This window comes from Cellulophaga sp. 20_2_10, assembly GCF_023476645.1.
Lineage (GTDB): Bacteria > Bacteroidota > Bacteroidia > Flavobacteriales > Flavobacteriaceae > Cellulophaga.
The window spans coordinates 332,969-351,224 of the sequence record NZ_JAMCOJ010000004.1 but is presented as its reverse complement, the minus strand read 5'-3'; the positions used below and the strand labels follow the sequence as shown (position 1 = coordinate 351,224).

Here is an 18,256-nt window from a genome sequence, read left to right as displayed (position 1 = left end):
AAAGCCACCCCTAAAAAGGATGGCTTTTACTAAATTATATAATTCTTATTCTTCTGTAAAACGCTCTATAACTTCTTGACTAACTCCTGTGTTAGAGAAACCACCATCATGAAATAAGTTTTGCATTGTTACTTTCTTTGTTAAGTCTGAAAACAATGAAACTGTGTAATCTGCACAATCTTGCGCAGTTGCATTCCCTAATGGAGACATTTTGTCTGCATAAGCAATAAAACCACCAAAACCTTTAACACCCTGACCAGCTGTTGTTGGCGTAGGAGACTGAGAAATAGTATTTACACGCACTTGCTTTTCTTTACCAAAGAAATAACCAAAACTACGAGCTACAGACTCTAAATACGCTTTATTGTCTGCCATATCGTTATAATCTGGGAACGTACGTTGTGCAGCCATATATGTTAAAGCTACAATACTTCCCCATTGGTTCATTGCATCTGCTTTGTATAAACTTTGCATTACTTTATGAAAAGACAATGCAGAAACATCCCAACCTTTTGCAGTAAAATCATACTTCTCATCTGTATAAGCACGACCTTTTCTTACGTTTACAGACATACCAATAGAGTGTAAAACAAAATCTAATTTACCTCCTAAAATCTCTGTAGCTTTTGCCACCAAGTTATTTAAATCTTCTTCGCTAGTTGCATCTGCAGGTATAATTTCTGATCCTGTTTTTTCTGCTAACTGATTTATTTGCCCCATACGCATTGCTATTGGTGCATTAGTTAACACAAAAGTACCACCTTCTGCGTGTACTCTTTCTGCAGTTTTCCAAGCTATAGAGTTCTCATCTAAAGCTCCAAATATAATACCTCTTTTTCCTTTTAATAAATTGTATGCCATTTGCTATTTATTTTGGTCATTTATGTGCGCGTAAAGATATTCAAAAAAAGTAGAATGCAATGCTTCTAATTTAATAACTGCCTTGCGTGTGCTATAGCCGAATCTGATAAATCTTTACCACCCAACATTTCTGCTAACTCCACTACTCTTTCTTCTGTAGTAAGTTGCTTCATTTGTGTGTGCGTTACGTTATTTTTATCTTCTTTATATACTTTGTAGTGATGATTCCCTTTAGAAGCCACTTGCGGTAAATGCGTAATAGAAAATATTTGCATACCGCCACTCATCTCTTGCATAATAGTTCCCATTCTGTTTGATATTTCCCCAGATACTCCTGTATCAATTTCATCAAACATTAAGGTTGGTAAATGTTCATATTTTGCTAAAACAGCTTTTATAGCTAACATAATACGAGATAACTCTCCACCAGAAGCTACTTTCTTTAACTCGCCAAAAGCAGAACCTTTGTTTGCCGAAAATTGAAAAATAAGCTCATCCTTACCATTATACACAAAAGTAGGAGTTGTATGTAACTCTATCTTAAACTCTGCACTAGGCATACCCAATGATGCCAATATAGATTCTAATTGTTTCTTTAATTCTGGTATTATAGATTTTCGTTGCTTAGAGATTTTAGTACAAACAGTGTTTAAAGCCTTCTCTTTTGCCTTAATTTCTGATTCCTTTGCCAATATTGTAGCATCTATATTTTCTGTAGCATCTACTTTTACAGCCAACTCTTCTTTAATTCTTAAGAGTTCTTCAATTTCTAAAACACCATGCTTCTTTTGCAAATCGTACAACAATTGCAATTTAGTATTTACCTCTTCTAAAACTTTAGGATTGGCTTCTGTATTATTTTGTAAAGATTCAAATTCTTCAAAAATATCATCAACCTCTATAAAAACAGATTGTACACGTTCATTTAATGTAGAAAACTGAGAACCATAACCTGCTAATTTAGAAGATGCTTGTTTTAATTCTGCTAACAAATTTAAAATACCTACTTGTTCATCAGCTATTAAATTATGACCTTTAGATAGCTGTTCCATAATGTTTTCTACATTATTCAACTGCTCATACTGCTCTTCTAACTCTTCAAGTATGCCTTCTTTTAAAGGAGCGCTTTCTAATTCACTTAATAAAAATGTATTATAGTCGTGCTCTTTTATACCGTCTTGCTTTGCAGCTAATAAGGCTTCTAAGGCCTTTGTTTCTTTTTTGTACAAACGTAAATCTTTAGCATAACTCACTAATAAATCTTTATTAGAAGCTAAACCATCTATTACCTTAAATTGGTAAGCATTATCTCCCAATTGCAATGTTTGGTTTTGCGAATGCACATCTATTAAACTGTCTCCTAAAGCTGCTAAAATTGAAAGCTTAACGGGTGAGTCATTAATAAAAGCTCTAGATTTACCACTGGGTAAAATTTCTCTTCTTATAATGGTGCGTTCCTCATAATCTACGTCGTTTTCATTAAAAAATGGCTGAAGGTTATATTTTCCAATAGAAAATTCTGCTTCAATAACACATTTTTTCTCTTCGTCTCGTAAGGACGACAGATCTGCACGCTTACCTAAGACCAATGCTAAACCACCTAACAAGATAGATTTACCAGCTCCGGTTTCCCCTGTTATAACAGTAAAACCGTTGGTAAAAGACACATTTAAATGGTCTATTAAAGCGTAATTTTTTATAGAAAGTGATACTAACAATTTGTGTAATTAAATATTACATCAAATATAATTATAATATAAAAAGGGAAGGTTAATATTTTATTTTATTCCACGTACTAGAATAAAAAGGTGCTGCAGTATTTAAAACTTCTTTTAACTTAACAACATCTGTTTTTGGTCCATCAGAAAAGATACTAACTATTTCCTCTGATTTTGCATCAAAAAAGGTCTGTAGTAAAAATGCATTTGTTCTACGTTTAGCTATAGTAGACAACAAACGCATAGTACCAGAAATCACCTGTTTACCCGTGCTATTATTATCTGCCAAAACATCCATACCTTTTCTGTGGTAATTGTACATAGCAACTCTATATTCTCTGTAAGCATTAGATAAGATATTATCTACCAACTCAAAACGAGTTCTTTTACCTGAAGACTGACTCCATCCTGCAGAATTATTTCCTTGTGCCTGTGTTACTATATTTTGTGCTTTTTTAAAATACTCAGTTCCTCCCTCTAGCGCAAAGCTATCTGCATCTAAACCTAGCATAATATAGGCGTAGTAAGACATTACACCCACCAAATTAGAATCGAAAGAATTTTGATTGTACACCAATGGCTGAAATTCTATATACGTAAAACTAAATTCGTTGTCTTTATAATTAAAAATAGGAGTTTCGTAAGAAGTATTAAAAACAGGTCTAGAAGATTGTATCTGTATATCTGCCTTAAATCTATTAGACTCATATTCAGATATTGTTATAAACATTCTAGAGTTTATACGCTCTTGATCTTTATAAATACGATTTGTCCACTTTGTTTTATTCATAAAATCATTAAGCGACCGCTCTAATGTTTTAAAAACTTGCTGATTTGTTTGTCCTACTTTCTCAGAGTTAATAGTTACCGTACAGTTAAGCTCCTGTGCAGTAGCAGTAGAAAAAATAGTAAAACAAAAAAAAGCAATTACAAGTTTATACATTCGTTTTTATAATAATTTCATTTACAATATCTAAGGCAACATCTGCCTTTGTCTTTAGTTTAAACGTTTTTATATTTAATTTGTTATCTATTATTGATATTTTATTGGTTGATTTTCCAAAACCCGCTCCTTTATCATTTAAAGAATTTAAAACTATTAAATCTAAATTCTTCTTTTTTAGCTTTTTGATAGCATTTTCAACTTCATTTTGCGTCTCCAAAGCGAAACCTACTATAAATTGATGCTTTTTTTGGTCTCCTAATGATAGTAATATATCTTTATTTTTTACCAGTGTTATTTGCAACTCAGCATCGCTCTTTTTTATCTTTTGATCTGCAATGGTTTTTGGCTTATAATCTGCAACTGCTGCTGCACATATAGCAATATCCGTAGTCGCATAATGCTTGTGCACCTCTACATACATTTGATCTGCAGATGTAATACGTACCACGGTAATATTATCATGTGTTATTGATAAATGAGAAGGACCAGAAACTAAAATTACTGAAGCTCCTTTACTTGCAGCTGCTAAAGCTAGTTCGTATCCCATTTTACCTGAAGAATGGTTCCCTATAAAACGTACAGGATCTATAGCCTCGTAAGTTGGACCTGCAGTAATAATCACTTTTTTACCACTTAATGGTAATCCTGCACTTAAATATTGTTGTAATTGCGTTACAATTTCTTCTGGTTCTGCCAGTCTGCCTTCACCATATAAGCCACTAGCCAACTCCCCTGCTCCTGCAGGAATCATAATATTACCAAAAGAGAGTAATTTATCAAAAGAAGCCAAAGTAGACGGATGCTTATACATATCCAAATCCATTGCCGGAGCAAAAAATACGGGACATTTAGCAGACAAATATGTTGCCAATAATAAATTATCGCAAACACCATTTGCCATTTTAGACAATGTATTAGCTGTTGCTGGGGCAATAACCATTAGATCTGCCCATAACCCCATTTCTACGTGATTGTTCCAAGATGTTCCTTCTTCTTTATCTTCACTTACAAAAGATGTTAACACAGGATTTTTAGATAGCGTAGCTAACGTAAGTGGAGAAACAAAAGAGCTGGCGCTATCCGTTAAAATAACTTTAACGTTAGCACCAGCTTTTATCAGTAAGCGAACAAGAAATGTTGTTTTGTATGCGGCAATACCTCCGGTTATTCCTAAAAGTATATTTTTACCACCTAACATATCTCTATAAATCTTTCGCTGTATTTCTATGGTATATTCTATCCTCTAACCACTCTGTTACTGCTAAAGCGTGTGGCTTAGGAAGTTTTTCGTAAAACTTAGAAACTTCGATCTGCTCTTTGTTTTCAAAAATTTCATCTAAACTATCGTTGTACGTAGCAAATTCTTCTAACTTTTCTAAAAGCTCTTTTTTAATATCAGAGTTAATTTGTATTGCTCTTTTAGAAACAATAGAAATTGCTTCATAAATATTTCCTGTAGCAGCATCAAACTCATTTTTATTAATGGTTGTTGTTGATACAGCTGCTTTTGAATTTTTCAAGTCGTTCATATTCATAGCCTAAATGTATTTATTTTGAATAATTTTGTAATTCTTTATCAATTTTTTCCGCCATATTGTTTGCCTTCTTAGCAAATTCTGTTTCCGGAAAAGTTTTTATAAACTTACTGTATGCCTCTTTTGCATTATTTAAACGCTCTTCCTTTTTCTGAGGATGACTATTTAATGCTAAGTTGTATGCTGCAAGTGTCTTGTAATATAATGCCTCTTCTTTATATATAGTTCCTGGATTATCTAAAATAAAGTTTTCTAATGCCTTGATAGCTGAAATAGAGTACTCTAAATCGTAAAATTCACCTAATTTAGTGAACTGCTTTGCGATCTCTAAAGATTTCTTTTCTTTTTTCTGAGTTAAATTAGCTGCAATTACATTTGCATCAGGTAAATATTCTGAATCAGGATATGCATTAATAAAATTCTGTAATTTTAACAAAGCCTTATCTGTATCTGTCTGATCTAAAGAAAATTTGCGAGATAAGTGATAGTAACTTTTAGCACTCATAAACGATGCCTGTTGTACTTTTTCACTTTTAGGATACGCCTTTACAAAACGCTCAAACTGATATCCTGCATCATTATATTGCCCTATCTCATAATAAGTATTAGCATAGAAAAACATAACACGCTCTCCTTGGGCTTTTCCTATATACTTAGGAGCTATTTGATCAAATAAACGGTTCGCTCTTTTAAAATCGCCTTCTTCGTAAAACTTTTCAGCCATTTCATATTTAGGCTTTATCTCTTGGTTTTTTAGCACCTTCTGGTATTCACTACAAGACGCTAACACCAATACTAACGATAAAAGGGGTAATAATTTCCTCATTCTTAAAAACATTTTGCAAAATTAGTCATTCTATACGGATATAAAAAACATTTTTTATACTGCTAAAGTAGGAATGTGAAAATTCTTTAGCGTAGTTTTTGGCTAAGTTTTAACTTTAATTACTAATAATAAACAAATTGTTAGACTAGTTCTTTCTTAAAATCACGCATAAAATCATTAATTATTGCTTTTAATTCAGGAGTAGCCTCTATTAATGGTAGCCTAACCTTAGCTGTAGAAAGGCCTAAATTTTCAAAGATAGTTTTAATCCCTGCTGGGTTACCCTCTCTAAATATATAGTCTATACTATTATGCAACCCGTTGTATAACAAGTGCGCTTCTACCGCATTATTATTTAAACCTAAAGAAATTATTTTAGAGAACTCGGCGGGCAAACCCTGACCAATAACAGATATTACTCCAGATCCGCCTGCTAAAACAGTAGACAAAGCTGTAAAATCGTCCCCAGAGATGACCATAAAGTCTTCTGGCTTGTCTTTTATAATAGATAAGATTTGCACCATATCTCCACAAGCTTCTTTTATTGCAACAATGTTAGCAAAGTCTTTTGCCAACCTAACTGTTGTAGACGCTAGCATATTACTACCCGTTCTACCAGGTACATTATATACTATTATAGGTTTTGGAGATGCTAATGATATCGCTTTAAAATGCTGGTATATTCCTTCTTGAGTTGGCTTATTGTAGTATGGCGAAACTGATAGTACAGCTACAAAATGACTTAAATCTCTTTCTTTTAATTCTGCAACAACAGCCATTGTATTATTACCGCCTACACCTAACACTAAAGGCAACCTACCGGCATTTACCGCAACAACTGTATCTATAACCAATTGTTTTTCTTCTGCCGTTAGCGTAGCCGGTTCTCCTGTAGTTCCTAAAACCACTAGATAAGTAACACCGTTAGCTATATTATACTCAACAATATTCTGTAATGCTGTAATATCTACAGACAAATCTTCTTTAAAGGGTGTAACTAGCGCAACACCAGTACCAACTAATTCTTTCACACGTATAAATTTTAATAATCAAAATTTAAGAACGCGCTTTCTGGTACGTTCTTATTTTATTTCATTTAAAACCGAGAGATATTTACCCAGTTCCTTTTTAAAAATGCTAAAATCCTTAATAGGTACATTAAGAATTAAATCATTTAATTTTTCATCTACTTCACCAAAACCAACTTTTAACCTCGCCTTAGCTTGTACTGTCATTAGTTGTAGCAATAAATTATCTTCCGCATAATAGTTTATAAGCAAATCGTACTCATTATCTAAAAACTCCAATGCATAACTATTCTCTATTTTTGCTCCCCAACCTAAATCTTCTTCAGAAAAAACTGGAGTAGAATAAGGTGAGTTTTTATCTTGCTCTTTCTTGTACCCTATAATCTTTAACGCGTTTGGCTGCAAAGAAAACTCTTTAATAAACTCATTAAAAACAGTACCATCTGCAAAGCTGTCTAAATCTACAATGCACCCTATTTTACTTATTCCTTTAGTAACTCTAGAACAAGCAACAACCTTGTTTTTGTTTACGTTTAAAAACTTTAGAGCTGCCTTACGTTTTAATTTATTTTTTATGCCTTTTAACATGCAATTTTACATTTACACAAATGTAATTATTATCTAGCACAATTTAAGGCAAAGATACAAAGCTAGTTTATTTTTTAAATAAAACATTTTGTTACAAATGTAACAATCTGAATTCAAAAAACCCTAAACAACTTTCATATAGCTATTTAGGGAATATTTATTTTATAACACTTTACTTAAAAATTCTTCTTCTGTTATAATAGGCACATCTAAACTCTCTGCTTTTGTACGCTTACTTGGGCCCATTTTATCTCCTGCAACTAAAAAAGTTGTTTTAGAAGAGATAGAAGAACCTACTTTACCTCCATTATCTTCGATAAGTTTTTTAAGGTCATTTCTACTCATTTCAAAAACGCCAGAAACAACATATGTTTCTCCTTTTAATTTTTCTGTCTGATTTAGCAATTTATCGGCAGAAAGTTCAAACTGAAGTCCATAACTTTTTAACCTATTTATATTATCTAAATTAATTTCGTTCTCAAAAAATGCAACAACACTAGATGCTATACGTTCACCAATTTCATCTACTGTAGCCAATTCTAATGCAGAAGCATACATTAATGCGTCTATATTTTTATAAGCCTTAGCTAATTTTTTAGCTACAGTTTCACCTACAAAACGTATTCCTAATGCAAATAAAACACGCTCAAAAGGAATCACAACAGAAGCTGCTACACCCATAACTAGATTCTCTGCAGATTTCTTTGCCATACGTTCTAACGGCAATAATTGATCTACAGTCAACGTATATAAATCTGCATAGTCTTTAATTAATCCCTCTTTAAAAAGTAGCTCAACCGTCTCACTACCCAAACCATCTATATCCATTGCTTTTCTAGATATAAAATGCTGAATTCTGCCTGTTATCTGTGGTGGACAACCATATTCATTAGGACAAAAATGTTTAGCATCACCCTCAGTTCTTACCAGCCTGGTACTACACTCCGGACATTCTTCTATATAATGAGTAGGCAAAGAATCTCCTGGTCTTACAGTTAAATCTACTCCAACAATTTTAGGGATTATCTCTCCTCCTTTTTCTACAAAAACAGTATCTCCTACTCTAACATCTAATTTCTCTATCTGATCTGCATTATGCAAAGAAGCTCTTTTAACCGTTGTACCAGCTAATAAAACCGGAGTTAAATTAGCAACTGGAGTAATTGCTCCTGTGCGTCCTACCTGATACGTTATTTCATTTAAAACAGTAGAAACTTGCTCCGCCTTAAACTTATAAGCCATAGCCCAGCGTGGCGACTTAGACGTATAACCTAACTCTTCTTGATGACGTAACATATTAACCTTAACTACTACTCCATCTGTCTCATAAGGCAACTCGTGTCTATGCACATCCCAATGTTCCACAAACGCCATTACTTCGTCCACACTTTTACAAAGTTTAGCAACTGTTGGGACTTTAAAACCCCAAGAACGTGTTTTCTCTAAAGCTCCAAACTGAGTTTCCAAACCTAAATTAGTACCCACAACACTATACAACAAACACTCTAAAGGGCGTTGGGCCACTAAAGAACTGTCTTGCAGCTTTAAACTACCAGAAGCTGTGTTTCTTGGATTCATATAAGGATCCTCACCATTAGCAACGCGTTCCTCGTTCATTTTATAAAACCCTTCAAAAGGCAATACAATTTCTCCTCTTATATCAAATTTAGCAGGATAATCTCCTTTTAGCTGCAAGGGTACAGACTTTATTGTTTTTATATTGGTTGTAACTTCATCCCCTTGAAAACCGTCTCCACGAGTAACCGCACGTACCAGTTTACCATCTTCGTAAGTTAAACTAATAGAAGCCCCATCATACTTTAGCTCGCACGTAAATTCTATATTTGAATCTCCTAATATTTTCTCTACACGCTTTTCCCAATCTAATAAATCTTCTTTTGAGTACGAGTTATCTAAAGAATACATTCTGTGCTCATGCACAACAGTATTAAAGTTTTTAGTAATCTCACCCCCCACTCTTAATGTTGGTGAATTAGCATCATAAAACTCAGGGTGCTTACTCTCTAATACGTGTAGTTCTTTCAACTTTATATCAAAATCATAATCTGATATCGTTGGTGTGTCTAAAACGTAATAATTATAATTGTGCTCGCGCAACTCTTGGCGTAATGCTTCTATTTGTTCTTTTACTAACATTCTTATTCTTTATTTTTCATCGCACTAAAAAATTATTTTTCTTTAGTTTGATGTCATTTTATCTATTACTACTTTGTTAATTGCCCTTTTAACATTCTATCGTTACCATACATATCTTTACGCAATTCAATCGCCACAAAATCTTGTTGTTCTAAAAGATCTTGGGTTTCAGCTCCTAAATATTGGTTAATTTCAAAATACAACTTACCAGTATCTTTTAAGTGCTTAGCTGAAAAATTGGTAATTGCATTGTAAAAAGTTAAGGGTTCTTTGTCTGACACAAAAAGGGCTAAACTAGGCTCGTGCTCTAAAACATTCGCGGTCATTTCTTTTTTCTCTAACTCTCTAACATAAGGCGGATTAGAAACTATAATATCAAATTTTTGCTGAAGACTTGGTTCTTGTAATATATTATTCTCTAAAAAAGTAATAAGCACACTGTTGTTTTCTGCATTTTTATTTGCAACTACCAGAGCTTCTTTAGAAACATCTAATGCAAAAACATTAGCGCTGGGTAAGTTTTTAGCCAATGAAATAGCAATACAACCACTACCAGTACCAATATCTAGTATATTTACTTCCCTATCTAGTGGTGTTTCACTTAAAATCCAACTTACCAACTCCTCTGTTTCTGGCCTAGGAATTAACACATTAGGACTTACATTAAAATCCAACCCCATAAAATGCGCTGTACCTAAAATATACTGTATGGGAATGTGCTTTTTTAACAGGTTTATAGTCAAAAACAAAGAAGTTTCTTCTTCTTTAGCTACTACATAATCTGGCTGTAATGCCAATATAAATCGCTCTAAATCAAGATAATGCTCAATTGTCATATAAAAAAAACTATTTACCTCCTCTACAGGGTAAATAGCATCTAATTCTGTATGGTAAATTTTCTTTATTTCTCTTAACAACATACTAAAAACCAGTATTTTAAATTAGTTTATTAAAAACAGTACATGAAACATACTTACAAATCTAACAGCATATAAACCGGACAAGAATAGTGGCCCGTATCTCCCATTGGAGCATCTATATATTTAAACCCTGTTTTTTTATATAATTTCTGAGCACCATCCATATACGGCATAGTCTCTAAGTAGCATTTATCAAAGCCATATTCGCGTGCTTTAGCAATACAAACATCTATCATTTTACTACCCAAACCTTTACCTCTAGCCTCTTCTAAAAAGTACATTTTTTGTAGCTCGCAGACATTACCTTCATAATTATCTAATTGCGCAACTCCTGCGCAACCAATAATTTTACCTTCTTTTTCTGCTACAAAATAAGTTGCTTTAGGGATATTATAGTTTTCATACATACTATATAATGCCTTATCTGCATAAGCAGTACCCACTTTAGGCGCTCCAAGATCCATTAAAACACTTCTAATAACCTCTGCAACAGCAACATTATCCTTTTCTAAAATAGGTCTAATAACTACATTCTCCATGAAACAAATACTATATCTTTTTATTATTCTATTTTTGCGAAGTGAAGATACATGAAAAATACATTTTACGCTGTATACAAATAGCCAAAAACGGATTAGGATCTACTTTCCCAAACCCTATGGTTGGCGCCATAATTGTACACAACAGCACTATTATTGGCGAAGGTTTTACTTCCCCCTATGGAGGTTCTCATGCAGAAGTAAACGCAATTAATAGTGTAAAAGACAAAACACTGCTAAACAAAGCTTCCTTGTACGTTACCCTAGAGCCATGCTCTCATTACGGAAAAACACCACCTTGTGCAGACTTAATTGTAAAACATAAAATACCAAATGTAATTATTGGCCTTACGGATCCGCATGAAAAAGTTGCTGGTGCCGGAATTAAAAAGTTAAAAAATGCAGGCTGTAACGTTATTACTGGTATTCTAGAAAAAGAATGTCGCGAACACCACAAACGCTTTTTGTGTTTTTACGAAAAAAAGAGACCCTATATTATTTTAAAATGGGCAGAAACAAATGATGGCTTCATTGCTCCTCTAAAAAACAAAAGAAGCACAAATCCAGAGCCTTTTTGGATAACAACAAAGGCATCTAGACAACTTGTTCATCAATGGAGAAGTCAAGAACAAGCTATTTTAGTTGGCACAAATACAGTTTTAGAAGACAACCCAAAGTTAGATGTTAGAAATTGGTACGGAAAAGCACCTACAAGAATTCTTATAGATCGCAACTTAAAAATTGACACTACTAAAAACACCTTAGATTTATCCGTAAAAACCATTGTTATTACAAGTAAACTAGACAAAGAAAAACAAGTAGATGGAGTTTTTTACCAACTAATTGATTTTGATAAACCCATAGCAAAAGAAATAAGTAACATACTTTACAAACACAACATACTTAGTGTTATAATTGAAGGTGGCTCCAAAACACTGCAAACCTTTATAGACGAAAATCTTTGGGATGAAGCTCGTGTATTTACAGGAACAAACACCTTTACAGAAGGTACAAAGGCACCTGCTTTTAAAGGTAATCTTAAAACTACTACAACAATTAAAGTCGACATTTTAAAGCTTTATTATAATGATTAAGAATATAATTTTTGATTTTGGTGATATTTTTATAAACCTAGACAAAACTGCAACAGCTTTAGAATTAAGTAAGTTTGGTTTTAAAGAAATTACAGACGAGTTAGACAAACTAATGAAAGATTATGAAAAAGGATTAATTTCTTCTACTGATTTTATTAGCACAACAAATCTAATTTTACCAAAAGCTACTCCAAAAGAACTACGCGCTGCATGGAACAAAATTATTTTAGATTTTCCTGAAGAACGTTTATTATTTATAGAATCACTTGCTAACGAAAACAACTATCGCTTGTTTTTATTAAGTAATACCAATGAATTACACATAGAGCAGGTTATAAAAAACATGGGGATTAAAAGATACACTAGATTCCAGAACTGTTTTGAAAAATTCTATTTATCGCACGAGATAAACCTAAGAAAACCAGACGCATCTATTTATCAGTTTGTTCTAAAAGAAAATAACTTAAAAGCAGAAGAAAGCTTTTTTATAGACGACACAAAAGAAAATACAGATGCTGCTGAGCTGCTAGGCATCAAAAACTGGAATTTACAGGTAGGCAAAGAAGACATCATCAACCTAAAAAGTAAATTATAAATATGATTAATTTAGTGTTAAGCATCTTATTCTCTAGTTTAATCTTTATCGTCTTTAAGCTTTTTCATACTTACAAAATACAGACACTTTATGCTATTATTAGCAATTACTTTGTGGCGTGCTTGGTTGGTTTGTTTTTTTACAAAAGTCCCGTAACAATTAGCGAGATACCGGGAAAGCCTTGGTTTATTGGCGCTATTTTTCTTGGTTTTCTTTTTATAGTTGTCTTTTATGTAATGGCAAAAACCTCTCAGCAATTAGGTGTTTCTGTGGCCTCTGTAGCAACCAAAATGTCATTAGTAGTCCCTGTAGTTGGTGGAATTTACTTATACAACGAGCACTTAACTCCTTTAAAGGCACTAGGCATACTACTAGCATTATGCGCGGTATACTTTGCTTCTGTAAAAAATAGAAAAGAAAATTTTCAACCAAAAACTCTAGTTCTACCGTTTCTTGTATTTACAGGTTCTGGAACTATAGACATAAGTCTTAAATACTTAAAAGAAGCCTATGTTAGCGAGGTAGAAATTCCCCTATTCTCTTCATTTACATTTTTAATTGCTGGTATATTGGGTATACTATTTATTCTAATCAAGACAAAGAAACAACCGATAAAAGTAGATTTAAAAAATGTAGTTGCAGGAATATTCCTTGGCATACCTAACTTTTTTTCAATTTACTACCTAATAAAGGCATTAGGAGAGTCTAATTTTACAAATGCATCTATTTTTACAATAAACAATGTTGCCATAGTTCTATTAACTACAGTAATTGGTATACTATTTTTTAAAGAAAAACTAAGTTCTAAAAATTGGATTGGTATTGGACTTGCAATATGCAGCATAATTTTAATGGCAATGTAGTATGAGTAAAGAGAAAGACACTTATTTAACTGTAGACGCACCTGGACCTGAGATTTTATATAAAGATAGAAAAAGTAAATTTTTTGGTTACGTATTCCCTATTACAAGTGAAGATGATGTAAAACCAATAATTGAAGATCTAAAAAAGAAACACCACACAGCAAACCACGTTTGCTATGCATGGCAATTAGGTACAGATACCGTACGGTACCGAGCAAACGACGATGGGGAACCAAATAACTCCGCCGGACTCCCTATTTACGGGCAAATACAAGCTTTTGATGTCACCAATGTACTAATTGCTGTTGCACGTATCTTTGGAGGTACAAAACTTGGTGTTGGAGGTTTAATTAGCGCATACAAAACAGCTGCGCAAATTGCACTAGAAGAAGCTACAATTAAAAAGAAAATTATAACACAACATTATAAAATTACTTTTGAGTATAAGGATATGAACAGTGTAATGCGTGTAATAAAACAAAAAAACTTAGATATTTTATCTCAAAAATTGGAAGCAAGTTGTAGCTATATTATCTCCGTAAGAAAAACAAAAGCAGATGAAATTTTTAACATCTTTAATACCATGCAGTATATTAAAATTGAATCTTAAAAATCATAATAATCTTTTATCTTTTCTAAAACATAATCTGGACACTTAATTGGTCTTTTTGTCTCCTTATTTAAAAAAGCCAATACGGTATTTGCAGTTACTAAAAGTTCTTTCTTTTCATTATAAATTTCGTAATCAAATTCTATCTTAACAGAAGGTGTTTTTTTTAGTTTTGTAACCACCGTAAGAAGGTCGTCATACAAAGCAGATTTCTTAAAATTAATTTGTAAAGAAATTACTGGCAAAATAATACCACTCTCTTCCATTTTTTTGTAAGAAACATCTAAATCCCTTAACCAGCTTAACCTCCCAAGCTCTAGGTATTGTGCATAATTACCGTGATATACAACTCCCATCTGGTCTGTTTCACTATATCTTACTGTAAAAGAAATTTCATTTTTATGCATAATATTGAATCAAAAATTATATATTTAAAGGATGTAAATATTGAGTATGCAACATGCGAAAAAAAAACTTCAAATTCAATAGTAATTGATTTTTTTTTTAGGAATTTTGTTCACATATTTGCCTCCCCTGATAAGAGAGTCAATATTTCCCATTTTCTTACAGCGAGAACAAAAATACTAACCAAAAAAAAGATTATCAAATAATGAGTGTTACTGCAGAATCAGTATGGAATAATTGTTTGTCTTTCATCAAAGACAACATTCAACCCCAAGCATTCAAAACATGGTTTGAACCTATAAAACCCGTTAAATTATCCGATAATTCTTTAAGCGTTCAAGTGCCTAGTAAATTCTTTTACGAATGGCTTGAAGAGCACTATGTTAAACTACTAAAAGTATCTCTTACAAAAGAATTAGGAGAAAATGCTAAGTTGGTTTACATTATTAGAATGGAAAACACATACGGTAATAGAGAACCATTTACTGAAAAAATACCTAGTTCTAACAGAAGCACCGTTTCTGCACAAGAATTAGATGTTCCTATAAAATCTAAAAATCCAGAATTAAGAAATCCGTTTGTTATTCCTGGTATTAGAAATATAAAAATTGAATCTCAACTAAACCCTAACTATAATTTTGATAACTTTTTAGAAGGTGACTCTAATAGATTAGCTAGATCTGCTGGTATGGCAGTAGCTAATAAACCTGGAGGAACTTCTTTTAATCCACTATTAATATTTGGTGGTGTAGGTTTAGGTAAAACGCATTTAGCACATGCTATTGGCGTAGAAATAAAAGACAAATACCCAGAAAGAACTGTTTTATATATTTCTGCTGAAAAATTTACACAACAATATATAGAATCTGTTAAAAAGAATACAAGAAATGATTTTATTCATTTCTATCAATTAATAGATATCTTAATTATTGATGATGTACAATTCCTTTCTGGTAAGTCTGGTACACAGGATGTTTTCTTTCATATTTTTAACCATTTACACCAAAATGGAAAACAGGTAATCTTAACATCTGATAAGGCTCCTGTAGATATGCAGGATATAGAACAACGTTTGTTATCAAGATTTAAATGGGGGTTATCTGCTGAGTTACAAACACCAGATTACGAAACTAGAGTTTCTATTTTAAAGAATAAGCTTTACAGAGATGGTGTAGAAATGCCTGAAGAAATTATAGATTATGTTGCTAAAAACATCAAATCTAACATCAGGGAATTAGAAGGCGCTGTTATTTCTTTAATAGCTCAATCTTCTTTTAATAAAAAAGAAATTACAATTGAACTTGCACAACAGATTGTAGAAAAATTTGTAAAAAACACAAAAAGAGAAGTATCTATAGACTACATACAAAAAGTAGTTTCAGATTATTTTGAAATGGATGTTTCTACATTACAATCTAAAACAAGGAAAAGACATATTGTACAAGCTAGACAATTAGCAATGTTCTTTGCAAAGAGGTTTACAAAAGCATCTTTAGCTAGTATTGGTTCTCAAATAGGAAAAAGAGACCACGCTACGGTATTACACGCTTGTAAAACTGTAGATAATTTAGCAGAAACAGATAAACAGTTTCGTAAATATATAGAAGATCTTACTAAAAAATTCTCTTAACTTTTTAAGATGAAAACAAAAATACTAATGGTTTGCCTTGGAAATATCTGTAGGTCACCATTGGCTGAAGGGATCCTTAAAAATAAGGTTAACCCCAATGCAACTTTTGTAGATTCTGCCGGTACTGCTGGCTACCACATAGGTAACGCCCCTGATCCTAGATCTATTGCTGTGGCTAAAAAATACAACATAGACATAAGCAGACAAGTTTGTAGAAAATTTACAAATGCAGATTTTGAAGAGTTTACCACTATCTATGTTATGGACAAAAGTAATTACGACAATGTAATTGCCCAAGCCCACAACAAAGAACAAATAGCCAAAGTAAAACTTTTACTTAACCACATAGACACAAAAATTACTGAAGTTCCAGATCCTTATTATGGAGGAGACAGTGGTTTTGAAGATGTTTACAAACTAATAGACCAAGCCTGTAGCAATATAGCTAAAACGATTAAAGAACAGCAAACTAATGGATAATACAACCAAAATAGGAAAAGTATACTTAATACCTACAACCTTAGGTGACAACGAACCATTAGAAGTATTGCCAATTTCTATTAAACGAGCTATAGAAAACATAGACTACTATATAGTAGAGAATGAGAAAACAGCCAGAAGATTTATAAAAAAGATAAGCTCCGGAAAATCTCAACCAAGTTTACACATAGAATTAATAAACAAGTTTACAGATCCATTAAGTATTCCTAGTTTTTTAAACCCTTGCTTAGAAGGCTATAATATTGGAATAATATCAGAAGCGGGCTGCCCTGGTATTGCAGATCCAGGAGCAGAAGTTGTTAAAATTGCACATCAGAAAAAAATACAAGTAGTCCCTTTAGTAGGACCTTCTTCTATCTTTCTTGCTTTAATGGCTAGCGGATTAAATGGCCAAAGTTTTGCCTTTAATGGCTACTTACCAATAGATGATGGCGAAAGAAAGTCTACCATAAAAAAAATGGAGCGTATTTCTAAAGAATTAAATCAATCACAGATTTTTATAGAGACACCTTACAGAAATGATAAGCTACTCGCCGAGTTCTTAAAAACACTAAGCAGCCAAACGCTTTTATGTATTGCAACAGACATAACACTCCCTACAGAGCAAATAGCAACAAATACGGTAGCAGAGTGGAAAAAAATAAACATCGATCTAAATAAAAGACCAACAATTTTTATTTTTCATTCATAAAAAAAAGCCTAACAAATAAAATTGTTAGGCTTTTTAAATTATGTAGTACTTTTAAATTCTTGGGTTTCTTACTGGTTTTACAACAGATACATCGTAACCTGCAAAAATTTTCATGTAATAACTAATACTAGAACCGTATGCATCTTGCACTGTACGTGTACCTCTAGAACGTAAAAATTTCTTTACGTTTCCTGGACCCGCCAAATGGGCTGCTGCCAAAATTCCAGATTCGGTAATATCTAATCCAGCTATTTTACGACCTGCAAATCGCTTAATATCTCTACGCAAAATCCATTTATTTCTAGACAAGTTGGTATAAAATACCTTCTCTTGCAAGATTGGATTTCTTAAAAAGGACGTCACATTTGTAACTCCTAGTAACTGCAGTGTCTCTGCTCCAAACTGATACTTTCCTAAGTACCCTAACGTGTTTATTACAAAATAATCTCCCTGAGACTCTTTAAATGCAAGAGCTTCTTTAAATGCCGTGTAAGAATCTCCTAAAAAAGGTGGATTAACACTCAGCATTTCATCATCATCTATAGTAGTTTTGTATTTGGGGTACAAAACCTCAGTAGGTTCATTTATCTTAAGTGTCTTAGGTAACGTTACTTTAGCCGTACTAGGAACCATTATATTGTAACTAAAACTCGTTAAAATAAAAATCATGATTAGGGGGATTAATTTACTAATCCACTTTCTCATATAGTTTTATTTCTTAAGACTAACGGTTTAATATTAAATTAATA

The 18,256-nt window shown here is 32.7% G+C and carries 20 protein-coding genes; 7 read left to right on the top strand and 13 right to left on the bottom strand.

Annotation, left to right across the window (positions count from 1 at the left end):
• Positions 1-45 precede the first annotated feature (45 nt).
• From M4I21_RS10215 to M4I21_RS10165, 11 genes are all read right to left on the bottom strand, one after another.
• Positions 46-861 (bottom strand): enoyl-ACP reductase FabI, encoded by an 816-nt coding sequence (locus tag M4I21_RS10215; RefSeq protein WP_072302590.1) that lies wholly within the window; start codon positions 859-861, stop codon positions 46-48.
• Positions 862-926: 65 nt separating this feature from the next.
• Complete coding sequence (gene recN, locus M4I21_RS10210) at positions 927-2,579, bottom strand: DNA repair protein RecN (RefSeq protein ID WP_249559044.1); 1,653 nt, start codon at positions 2,577-2,579, stop codon at positions 927-929.
• A 52-nt stretch (positions 2,580-2,631) separates the two neighbouring features.
• Positions 2,632-3,522, bottom strand: coding sequence for a type IX secretion system protein PorD (gene porD, locus M4I21_RS10205; RefSeq protein ID WP_249559043.1), 891 nt, complete (start codon positions 3,520-3,522; stop codon positions 2,632-2,634).
• Complete coding sequence (gene coaBC / locus M4I21_RS10200) at positions 3,515-4,723, bottom strand: bifunctional phosphopantothenoylcysteine decarboxylase/phosphopantothenate--cysteine ligase CoaBC (protein WP_249559042.1); 1,209 nt, start codon at positions 4,721-4,723, stop codon at positions 3,515-3,517. The genes porD and coaBC overlap by 8 nt, the downstream gene beginning before the upstream one ends.
• 4 nt (positions 4,724-4,727) lie before the next feature.
• Positions 4,728-5,060: a DNA-directed RNA polymerase subunit omega gene (locus tag M4I21_RS10195; RefSeq protein WP_072302594.1), complete on the bottom strand. Its 333-nt coding sequence runs from the start codon at positions 5,058-5,060 to the stop codon at positions 4,728-4,730.
• A gap of 13 nt (positions 5,061-5,073) precedes the next feature.
• Positions 5,074-5,886 (bottom strand): outer membrane protein assembly factor BamD, encoded by an 813-nt coding sequence (locus M4I21_RS10190; protein ID WP_249559041.1) that lies wholly within the window; start codon positions 5,884-5,886, stop codon positions 5,074-5,076.
• A gap of 140 nt (positions 5,887-6,026) precedes the next feature.
• On the bottom strand, positions 6,027-6,917 hold the full coding sequence (gene dapA, locus M4I21_RS10185; RefSeq protein ID WP_249559040.1) for a 4-hydroxy-tetrahydrodipicolinate synthase: 891 nt from the start codon (positions 6,915-6,917) through the stop codon (positions 6,027-6,029).
• A gap of 51 nt (positions 6,918-6,968) precedes the next feature.
• A complete protein-coding gene (locus M4I21_RS10180; protein ID WP_249559039.1) occupies positions 6,969-7,502 on the bottom strand; it encodes a DUF6913 domain-containing protein in 534 nt (177 codons plus the stop codon).
• Between the two features lie 162 nt (positions 7,503-7,664).
• Complete coding sequence (gene ligA / locus M4I21_RS10175; protein WP_249559038.1) at positions 7,665-9,659, bottom strand: NAD-dependent DNA ligase LigA; 1,995 nt, start codon at positions 9,657-9,659, stop codon at positions 7,665-7,667.
• Between the two features lie 68 nt (positions 9,660-9,727).
• Positions 9,728-10,579, bottom strand: a complete 852-nt coding sequence (gene prmC, locus M4I21_RS10170) for a peptide chain release factor N(5)-glutamine methyltransferase (protein WP_249559037.1) — start codon at positions 10,577-10,579, stop codon at positions 9,728-9,730.
• Positions 10,580-10,632: 53 nt separating this feature from the next.
• Entirely contained in the window at positions 10,633-11,118 is a 486-nt protein-coding gene (locus M4I21_RS10165) for a GNAT family N-acetyltransferase (protein WP_249559036.1), read from the bottom strand.
• A 41-nt stretch (positions 11,119-11,159) separates the two neighbouring features.
• Here M4I21_RS10165 and ribD point away from each other — a divergent pair, with 41 nt between their 5' ends.
• The 4 genes from ribD to M4I21_RS10145 are packed head-to-tail and all read left to right on the top strand — an operon-like array spanning position 11,160 to position 14,280.
• Complete coding sequence (gene ribD / locus M4I21_RS10160; protein ID WP_249559035.1) at positions 11,160-12,212, top strand: bifunctional diaminohydroxyphosphoribosylaminopyrimidine deaminase/5-amino-6-(5-phosphoribosylamino)uracil reductase RibD; 1,053 nt, start codon at positions 11,160-11,162, stop codon at positions 12,210-12,212.
• Positions 12,205-12,807, top strand: coding sequence for an HAD family hydrolase (locus tag M4I21_RS10155; RefSeq protein ID WP_249559033.1), 603 nt, complete (start codon positions 12,205-12,207; stop codon positions 12,805-12,807). The genes ribD and M4I21_RS10155 overlap by 8 nt, the downstream gene beginning before the upstream one ends.
• A 2-nt stretch (positions 12,808-12,809) precedes the next feature.
• Positions 12,810-13,670, top strand: coding sequence for an EamA family transporter (locus M4I21_RS10150; RefSeq protein ID WP_249559031.1), 861 nt, complete (start codon positions 12,810-12,812; stop codon positions 13,668-13,670).
• Between the two features lies 1 nt (position 13,671).
• Positions 13,672-14,280 (top strand): IMPACT family protein, encoded by a 609-nt coding sequence (locus M4I21_RS10145; protein ID WP_249559030.1) that lies wholly within the window; start codon positions 13,672-13,674, stop codon positions 14,278-14,280.
• Here the strand turns inward: M4I21_RS10145 and M4I21_RS10140 are convergent.
• Complete coding sequence (locus M4I21_RS10140; RefSeq protein ID WP_249559029.1) at positions 14,277-14,687, bottom strand: acyl-CoA thioesterase; 411 nt, start codon at positions 14,685-14,687, stop codon at positions 14,277-14,279. The genes M4I21_RS10145 and M4I21_RS10140 overlap by 4 nt on opposite strands.
• Before the next feature lie 203 nt (positions 14,688-14,890).
• Between M4I21_RS10140 and dnaA the strand changes: the two genes are divergently transcribed.
• The 3 genes from dnaA to M4I21_RS10125 are packed head-to-tail and all read left to right on the top strand — an operon-like array spanning position 14,891 to position 17,507.
• On the top strand, positions 14,891-16,315 hold the full coding sequence (gene dnaA / locus M4I21_RS10135; RefSeq protein WP_072302607.1) for a chromosomal replication initiator protein DnaA: 1,425 nt from the start codon (positions 14,891-14,893) through the stop codon (positions 16,313-16,315).
• Positions 16,316-16,324: 9 nt separating this feature from the next.
• Complete coding sequence (locus M4I21_RS10130) at positions 16,325-16,795, top strand: low molecular weight protein-tyrosine-phosphatase (RefSeq protein WP_249559028.1); 471 nt, start codon at positions 16,325-16,327, stop codon at positions 16,793-16,795.
• Positions 16,788-17,507, top strand: coding sequence for an SAM-dependent methyltransferase (locus tag M4I21_RS10125; protein WP_249559027.1), 720 nt, complete (start codon positions 16,788-16,790; stop codon positions 17,505-17,507). The genes M4I21_RS10130 and M4I21_RS10125 overlap by 8 nt, the downstream gene beginning before the upstream one ends.
• A gap of 51 nt (positions 17,508-17,558) precedes the next feature.
• Here M4I21_RS10125 and M4I21_RS10120 read toward each other — a convergent pair whose 3' ends face one another.
• The gene (locus M4I21_RS10120) at positions 17,559-18,212 is read right to left on the bottom strand and encodes a hypothetical protein (RefSeq protein ID WP_249559026.1); all 654 of its coding nucleotides are present in this window, start codon (positions 18,210-18,212) and stop codon (positions 17,559-17,561) included.
• Between the last annotated feature and the right edge of the window lie 44 nt (positions 18,213-18,256).